The sequence below is a fragment of the Bradyrhizobium sp. SHOUNA76 genome, from assembly GCF_023006445.1.
Taxonomy (GTDB): Bacteria; Pseudomonadota; Alphaproteobacteria; order Rhizobiales; family Xanthobacteraceae; genus Bradyrhizobium.
This window is the reverse complement of record NZ_JALBHA010000275.1, coordinates 1-8,479: the sequence shown is the minus strand read 5'-3', so window position 1 is coordinate 8,479 and position 8,479 is coordinate 1. Positions and strand designations below refer to the sequence as shown.

Here is an 8,479-nt window from a genome sequence, read left to right as displayed (position 1 = left end):
CGATCGCCACCACCGCGGCCATCGCCGACAAGCGCCGCTTGCCGCCGGCCTCGCGCGGCTCGTCCGCCTTCACATGCGGAGCAAAATCCTCGCGGTCCCAAGAGCCGTTCCTCGACCGCTCCGAAGGCGCCATGACGATGAGCTTGCCGGGCTTCGGCTCGGGCTGGGTCTCGGCTTTGGCTTCGAGCTTCGGCACATCGATCCGCGAAGCCTCGATCTTTGGCGGCTCGACCTTGACCGGATCAGCTTTGGGCGGCGCCTCGTGGTCCGGGGCAATCGAGGGGGCCTCGATCCCAGCGGCCTCGACGGCCTGCGGCGCGGTCGCAGCAGCTTCGACGACGCCGGTCTGTTCGCCAGTCCTTTGGGCAGCCTGATCGGGCATTGGTTCGCTCACGGCTCAAATACTCCAGTCTGGGTTGACCTTTTGGTAACTTTCATTGCTTGCGAATTCCTTACCTGCGGACCCGCTTACCGAAATTTTAGGAAGTCATCCGGGGCCGAATTTGGCCGGGAAGATGGAACCGGTGTGGCGAGCGTGAAACAAATCGTAATCGGGGCAAGATGAACGGCGGAGGAATGGCCGGCCGGTCGGACTCTCACCCACGTCATTGCGAGGAGCGAAGCGACGAAGCAATCCAGAGCTTCTCCGCGGAAAGACTCTGGATTGCTTCGCTACGCTCGCAATGACGGGGTGTGGATTATCGGCCTGAACTCACATCACCACCGGCGCATCCGGCAGCTCGTTGCGACTTGGGCCCTGCGGCGGGAAATGCCGCGCCAGCTCGCGCGAGACCGCCTCGATGCCGGCGATCACGCCGCGCTCGAACTGGCCCGTACCGAACTCGGCCTCCATGGCGCGACAGATGCTTTCCCAGCCTTCGACACCGACCTTCGCGTGGATGCCGCGATCGGCGACGATCTCGACGTCGCGGTCGGCGAGCAGGAGATAGATCAGGACGCCGTTGTTGTGCGCGGTGTCCCAGATGCGCAGGTGCGAGAACACGTCGAGCGCGCGCTCGCGGGCCGGCTGGTTGCGGAACAGGGGACGGCCGTCGAGTGCGCCTTCGACCACGAAGCGGACCTGGCCGGAATGGGTGGCTTCGCCCCGCTCGATCGCCTGCTCGATGCGGTCGAGCACGACTTGCGGAAAAATCTGCTTCGCCCGCCAATGATGCTGCACAAGATGCCTGGCAATGCGCTTGATGCTCATGACCGCTACCAGCTCCCCGAGGCGCCGCCGCCGCCGAAACTGCCCCCGCCGCCGCTGAAGCTGCCGCTGTCGCTGGAGGACGATCCACTGCTCCAGCCACCTCCCGAGCTACCGCTCGACCACGAGCCGCCGCGCGAGCGGCCGGTGCCCGGCGTGATCGCCGAAAACAGATCCGCGACAAATCCGATGATGAAGCCGAGCACTCCGACGGCCGCAGCGAGCGCGAAAGAGCCGAGAATGAGCCAGGTCAGCCCTGCGATGATGCCGCCGGTCACCAAGGATCCGAGCAGCCGCCCCAGCATGGCCCGGAAGACCCCGCCGACCCCGATAGAGGCGAACAGCGTCACGATGAAGATCGGGGCAAGATCGTCCAGATTGCCGAAGTTCACGGTGGGAGACGGAACCGGCAGCGGCTCACCGTCGATGACGCGGATCATGCGATCGACCCCATCCGAGATGCCGCCGCCGAAATCGCCCGTCCGGAATTTCGGCGTGATGATCTCGTCGATGATGCGCCGCGAGGTGACGTCGGTGAGCGCGCCCTCGAGGCCGTAGCCGACCTCGATACGCAAATGCCGGTCGTTCTTGGCAACGACGAGGATCGCGCCGTCGTCGACCTTCGCGCGTCCGATCTTCCAGGCCTCCGCGACGCGGATCGAGAACTGCTCGATCGTCTCCGGCTGCGTGGTCGGCACGATCAGGACGGCAATCTGGCTGCCCTTGCGGCTCTCGAAGTCGCGGAGCTTTTGCGACAGCGAGGCGACATCGGTGCTGGAGAGCGTCCCGGTCTGATCGACCACGCGGCCGGTGAGTTGCGGGACGGCGACGTCGGCTGAGGCGGGGAAAGTGAGGGCCAGAAAGAGCGCCGCAACGATGGCCACACGCCACACACTCAGTGTCATCGCCCGGCTTGCCGTCTTCGCTGACGCTTCGCCGGCCCAATACCGAGGTGCCCGGCGAAGCCCTTGGCGGAGCCGGGACCGGGCGATCCAGTATTCCAGAGACGCCGGTGGGACACGGAGAGGCCGCGGCGTACTGGATTCCTCGCTTTCGCGGGGAATGACGGTGGAGTGTGTGGTGTGCATCGGAGCCGACGCGCTTACTTCGACGGCGCTGGCGCCGGATTGAAATCCACCTTCGGCGCGGTCGAGATCTCCTTCTCGTTTGCGACCGAGAAGTTCGGCTTCTCCTTGTAGCCGAACATCATCGCGGTGAGATTGCTCGGGAAGGAGCGGATGGTGACGTTATAATCCTGCACCGCCTTGATGTAGCGGTTGCGCGCCACCGTGATGCGGTTCTCGGTGCCCTCGAGCTGCGACATCAGGTCCTTGAACAGCGCGTCCGACTTGAGCTGCGGGTAGTTCTCGGTGACGACCAGCAGCCGTGACAGCGCGCTGGAGAGCTCGCCCTGGGCAGCCTGGAACTTCTGGAAGGCGGCCGGATCGTTCAGCACCTCGGGCGTTGCCTGGATGCTGCCGACCTTGGCGCGCGCATTGGTGACGCCGAGCAGCACGTCCTTCTCCTGCTGCGCAAAGCCCTTCACCGAGTTGACGAGGTTGGGCACGAGATCGGCGCGGCGCTGATACTGGTTCACAACCTCGGACCAGTTGCCCTTGATCTGCTCGTCCTCGCTCTGAATCGCGTTGTAGCCGCAATTGGTGAGGCTCAGCGAGGCCAGCGCCGCCAGCACGGTCAGGATCTTGCGCATTGAATTTCTCCCGGTGGAATCCGACGCAAACTACCAGATGGGACACGCGGAGTGTCGAGATTTGTTCCGTCATTCCGGGGCGATGCGACGGGACCGCGCAAGCGCGGCCCGGAGCATCGAGAATCTCGAGATTCCGGGTTCGCTTCGCGTCCCGGAATGACGGCAACAAGCATGTCCGTGTCCACACGCCAGCCGACTGACGCAAGCCTCTTGCCTATCCCTGACTGACATAGTCAACTTGACCAAACAATAAGACAGAACACCGGGGGGAAACGACATGACCTCGTTCGAGACCATCCTCGTGGAGCGGCCGGATCCGGCGATCACCCGGATCGTGATGAACCGGCCGGAGGCGCGCAACGCGCAGAACCTGCAAATGACCTACGACCTCAACGCCGCCTTCGATGCGGCGGTGCAGGATGATTCGGTCAAGGTGATCATCCTCGCCGGTAACGGTCCGCATTTCTCCTCCGGCCACGACCTGCGCCCCGGCGGCAAGAACGCCGCCGGCGTCGATTTTCCACCCATCGGAAATTGGGGCGGTTTTGCCGAGCCAAATGCCCATGGCCGCTTCGCCCGCGAGCAGGAAATCTATCTCCAGATCACCCGGCGCTGGCGCAATCTCGCCAAGCCCACGATTGCCGAGGTCCACGGCAAGTGCATCGCCGGCGGGCTGATGCTGGCCTGGGCCTGCGACCTCATCATCGCCAGCGACGATGCGCAGTTCTGCGATCCCGTCGTCACCATGGGTGTCTGCGGTGTCGAATGGTTCGTGCACCCCTGGGAGCTCGGCCCGCGCAAGGCCAAGGAGTTCCTGTTCACCGCCGACAATTGGAGCGCGCAGGAGGCGCACCAGCTCGGCATGGTCAATCAAATCGTGCCGCGCGCGGAGCTGTCGTCGCGCGTGCTGGAGCTGGCGAGGCGGATCGCGGCAAAGCCGTCCTTCGCGCTGAAGATGACCAAGGAAGCCGTGAACCGCTCGGTCGACGTGATGGGCCAGCCAGCCGCGATCGACCAGGCCTTTGCGCTGCACCAGCTCTGCCACGCGCACAATCTTCAGGAGTTCGGCATGATCGTCGATCCCTCAGGCCTGCATCCCTCCGTGCGCAAGCCGCCGGCGGCGGCGGAGTAGACAACATGGATCTCAACCTCAGTGACGAGCAAAGGCTGCTGCGCGAGAGCGCGGAGCGCTTCGTGGCCGGAAGCTACGACGCCGATCACCGCCGCAAGATGGCGAACGATCCGCTCGGCTTCAGCCCTGCGGTGTGGAAACAATTCGCCGAGCTCGGCTGGCTGGCGCTGCCGCTGCCTGAAGAGTTCGGCGGGCTCGGCGGCGGCGCGGTCGAGATCGGCATCCTGATGGAAGCCTTCGGGCGCGGGCTGGTGTCGGAGCCCTATGTCGCGACCGTGGTGCTGGGAGCCGCACTGATCGCCAGATGCGGCACCAATGAGCAGAAGCAGACCAGCCTGCCCAAGGTGGTGGACGGATCACTGAAGCTTGCGTTGGCGCATTCCGAGCGCGCGGCACGATTCGATCTTGCCAAGGTCGCCACCAGCGCCAACAAGACGGCGCAGGGCTGGCGCCTCGCCGGCAGCAAGATCGCCGTTCTCGACGGACACGCCGCCGACGAGATCATCGTCTCCGCGCTCATCCATGACCATCACGGCCCTTCCGGGCGCATCGGCCTGTTCGTCATGCCGGCAACGGCGGAGGGCCTCGCCATCTCCGACTACGCGCGTCTCGGAGGCGGACGCGCCTGCAACATCGAGCTCTCCGACGTACATCTGCCCGAGGACGCCCTGCTCGGCGACGGCAGCGATGCCCTGCCCGCGATCGAATGGGCCGTCGACTGCGCCATGGCCGCGTTAGCTGCGGAAGCCGTCGGCATCATGCAGACGCTGCTGGAGACCACGCTCGAATACACCAAGATCAGAAAGCAGTTCGGCCGACCGCTCTCGGCCAACCAGGTGATCCGCCACCGCCTCGCCGACATGGCGATGCAGGTCGACGAATCCCGCTCGTTGGCGCTACGCGCCGCGCTGAAGGCCGAGAGCCCACCGGTCGAGCGCGCGCGGGCCGCATCCGGCGCAAAGGCGAAGATCGGCAAATGCGCCCGCTTCGTCGGCGAGCAATCGATCCAGCTCCACGGCGGCATGGGCGTCACCGAGGAGCTCGAGGTCGGCGCCTATTTCAAGCGGCTCGTCGCCTTCGACACGTTGTTCGGCGGCAGTGCGCACCACTACGCTCGCCATGCCGAGCTTGGCCGCAAGGCCTGACACTGGGAGAGCCTCATGGACCTCACGTTCAATGCCGACGAGCGCGCCTTCCAGAGCGAGGTGCGCGCTTTCATCGCGAAGAATCTCACCGAGGAGATGAAGCGCGCGACCGCGCTGACGCCGTCGGTGTTTTCCGATCCTGACATCGGCATGGCCTGGCAGCGTGCGCTGCACCGGCAGGGCTGGGGCGCGCCGGGCTGGCCGGTCGAGCATGGGGGGCCGGACTGGACGCCGGCGCAGCGCTGGATCTTCGAGACAGAGTCCGCGCGGGCCGGCGTGCCCAACGTGAACGTGATGGGCGTGAAGATGGTCGGGCCCGTCATCATCGGCTTCGGCTCACCGGAGCAGAAGAACTTCTACCTGCCGCGGATTCTCTCGGGCGAGGATTATTGGTGCCAGGGCTATTCCGAACCGGGCTCCGGCTCCGACCTCTCCTCGCTGAAGACACGCGCGGTGCGCGACGGCGACGATTACATCATCAACGGCACCAAGATCTGGACCACGCATGCGCACCACGCCAACCGCATGTTTGCGCTGGTGCGCACCAGCGACGGGCCACGGCAGCAGGACGGCATCAGCTTCATCCTGATCGACATGAAGACGCCGGGCATCACCACGCGCCCCATTCTCACCATCGGCGGCGACCACGAGGTCAACCAGGTGTTCTTCGACGACGTCCGCGTGCCCGTGGCCAACCGTGTCGGCGAGGAAGGCAAGGGCTGGACCTACGGCAAATATCTGCTCGAGTTCGAGCGCGGCTCGGGCATTGCGTCGGCCAAGCTGCGCGAAGGGCTGAAGGCCATCGCGGATCTCGCCGAGTCCGACCTGACCGGACGGGCGATCGACAGCCCCGATATCGCGACGCGCATCTCCGAGGTCGAGGTCGACATCGACGCGCTGGAGATGACCGAGCTGCGCGTGCTCTCGGCGCTGCAGACCGGACAAAATCCCGGCGCGGTGTCGTCGATCCTGAAGCTGCGCAACAGCGAGATCCGCCAGGCGGTGACACGGCTGGGCGCCGACGTGATCGGCCATGACGCCCTCGCCGTCGAGCCGATGCGCCCGCTCTACAAGCTCAACCACGAGCCGACGACGCCTGAGGAGATGCTGACAATGGTACCGGAATATCTCAACGGCCGCGCCTATACGATCTTCGGCGGCACCTCGGAGATTCAGCGCGATATCATTGCGAAGATGATGCTGGGGATTTGAGGGCTAAGGCTCTCTCCTCCGTCATTGCGAGGAGCCCTTGCGACGAAGCAATCCAGGATCTTTCCGGGGAGAGATTTCTGGATTGCTTCGCTGCGCTCGCAATGACGGTGCCCTTGAAGGATTACCCCGCCGCCTTCGCATCCCGGATCGCCTGCCACACCTTCTGCGGCGTCAGGGGGGTATTCAGCTGGGTGATGCCGAGATCGGCGAGCGCGTCCATCACGCCGTTGGTGACGCAAGGCGGACCGCCGATGGCGCCGGATTCGCCGCAACCTTTGGCACCGAGCGGATTGGTGCGGCAGGGCGCGGAATCATCCAGCGTCACCACGATCGGCGGAACGTCGTCGGCGCGCGGGATGCAATAATCCTGGTAGCTCGCGGTGAGGAGCTGGCCGTCGGCATCGTAGGAGACGCCCTCGTACAGCGCCTGGCCGATGCCCTGCGCGACGCCGCCATGAATCTGGCCCGTCACCAGCATCGGGTTCACGGCGACGCCGACGTCGTCGACCGTGGTGTAGCGAACGACCTTGGAGACGCCGGTCTCGGGATCGATCTCGACCTCGCAGATATGCGTGCCGTTGGGCCAGCTCGGACCGTCGACCTCACCTTCCGAATCGACGCTGAGCCTGGCGCCGCTCTCCTTCTCGGCGATGTCGAACAGGCTGATGCGGCGGTCCGTGCCGACCACGGTGAGCATGCCGCCCTGGTATTCGATGTCCTCGACCGACGTCTCCAGCACGTTCGCCGCCTTCTCGCGCGCCTTCTGGATCAAGTCGGTGGAGGAGACCGCGACAGCCGTGCCGCCGACGAACAGTGAGCGCGAGCCGACGCTGCCAAAGCCCATGGCGAGATCGGTGTCACCCTGGATCACGTCGATCTTGTCCATGGCGATGCCGAGCGTGTCGGCGATCATCTGGGTGTAGGTGGTCTGCAGGCCCTGTCCCATCGCCATGGTGCCGGAATGCAGCACGACACGCCCTTGAGAGGTCGCGTGCAGGCTGACCTTCTCGGTGTGGGCGCGGCCGCCGGTCCATTCGATATAGGAGGTGAGGCCGCGGCCGTAGAGCAGGCCCTTCTTTTTGGCCGCCTTCTTGCGCGCGGCAAAGCCGTCCCAGTCGGCGAGCTTCACGGCGCGGTCGAGCATGTGCGTGAATGCGCCGGAATCGTAAACCTGCCCGGCCGCGTTGGTGTAGGGCAGCTGCGCCGGCTTGATGTAGTTCACTTTGCGGATTGCACGCGGGTCCATGCCGATCTTTCGCGCGGCGGCGTCGAACAGGCGCTCGACGATAAAGACGGCTTCGGGACGGCCCGCGCCGCGATAGGCGCCGACCGGCGCGGTGTGGGTCATCACCGACTTTACTTCGAAATGCACCAGCGGCAGGTCATAGACGCCGGTCTGCACGAACGGCCCGAGCACCAACGGGATGATGTTCGCCGCGCCCGAGGAATAGGCGCCGGTGCAGCCGATCGACTTGACGCGATAGGCCAGCACCTTGCCCTTTTCATCCAGCGCGAAGGACGCCGTCGAGGTGAGATCGCGGCCATGGGTGCCGCCGACGAACTCGTCGGTGCGGTCGCCGCGCCAGCGGATTTTCTTGTTCAGCTTGGTTGCCGCGTAAGCGACAATGCCGTCTTCCGGATAGAGATTGGTCTTCTGGCCGAAGCCGCCGCCGATGTCGCCGACCAGCACGCGGACGCTGTCCTTGGGACGCTTCAGCACGGCCTCGGCGAGCACGTCGCGGGTCGAAGCCGGGGTCTGCGATTGCACATGCAACAGGAGACGTCCGCTCTTCTTATCGATCTCGGCAATGGTCGAGCGCGGCTCCATCGCGGACGGCACGAGGCGCTGGCTGACGAGATCGAGCTCGACGGTGTGCGCCGCCCTGGCAAAAGCCTCGTCCACCTTGGCGGCATCGCCGTAAGCCATGGCGCCGACGATGTTGTCGGGCGCCTCGGGCCATACCACGGGCGCACCGGGCTTGACGGCCTCGACCGGGTCGACCACCGCGGGCTGCACGTCGTATTCGATCACGATCGCCTCGGCCGCGCTCTGCGCCTCCACGCGCGACGAC

Annotated in this window: 7 protein-coding genes and 1 pseudogene; 3 read left to right on the top strand and 5 right to left on the bottom strand. The window is 65.4% G+C overall.

What is annotated here, in order from left to right; all coding sequences use genetic code 11:
- From MOV74_RS24125 to MOV74_RS24110, 4 genes and pseudogenes are all read right to left on the bottom strand, one after another.
- Positions 1-382: pseudogene (locus MOV74_RS24125) on the bottom strand (hypothetical protein); the annotation flags it as partial.
- A gap of 330 nt (positions 383-712) precedes the next feature.
- A complete protein-coding gene (locus tag MOV74_RS24120) occupies positions 713-1,210 on the bottom strand; it encodes a TPM domain-containing protein (RefSeq protein ID WP_246928170.1) in 498 nt (165 codons plus the stop codon).
- Positions 1,211-1,215: 5 nt separating this feature from the next.
- Positions 1,216-2,112, bottom strand: coding sequence for a YgcG family protein (locus tag MOV74_RS24115; RefSeq protein ID WP_246928155.1), 897 nt, complete (start codon positions 2,110-2,112; stop codon positions 1,216-1,218).
- A 197-nt stretch (positions 2,113-2,309) separates the two neighbouring features.
- Complete coding sequence (locus MOV74_RS24110; protein ID WP_246928152.1) at positions 2,310-2,918, bottom strand: LemA family protein; 609 nt, start codon at positions 2,916-2,918, stop codon at positions 2,310-2,312.
- A gap of 277 nt (positions 2,919-3,195) precedes the next feature.
- Between MOV74_RS24110 and MOV74_RS24105 the strand changes: the two genes are divergently transcribed.
- Genes MOV74_RS24105 through MOV74_RS24095 form a run of 3 tightly spaced genes read left to right on the top strand, consistent with a single transcriptional unit; the run spans position 3,196 to position 6,407 of the window.
- Positions 3,196-4,050: an enoyl-CoA hydratase gene (locus tag MOV74_RS24105; RefSeq protein ID WP_246928150.1), complete on the top strand. Its 855-nt coding sequence runs from the start codon at positions 3,196-3,198 to the stop codon at positions 4,048-4,050.
- Between the two features lie 5 nt (positions 4,051-4,055).
- Entirely contained in the window at positions 4,056-5,195 is a 1,140-nt protein-coding gene (locus MOV74_RS24100) for an acyl-CoA dehydrogenase family protein (protein WP_246928147.1), read from the top strand.
- Positions 5,196-5,210: 15 nt separating this feature from the next.
- Complete coding sequence (locus MOV74_RS24095; protein ID WP_246928145.1) at positions 5,211-6,407, top strand: acyl-CoA dehydrogenase family protein; 1,197 nt, start codon at positions 5,211-5,213, stop codon at positions 6,405-6,407.
- A gap of 121 nt (positions 6,408-6,528) precedes the next feature.
- Here the strand turns inward: MOV74_RS24095 and MOV74_RS24090 are convergent.
- On the bottom strand, positions 6,529-8,479 hold a 1,951-nt coding region (locus MOV74_RS24090; protein WP_246928142.1), incomplete at its 5' end, for a xanthine dehydrogenase family protein molybdopterin-binding subunit.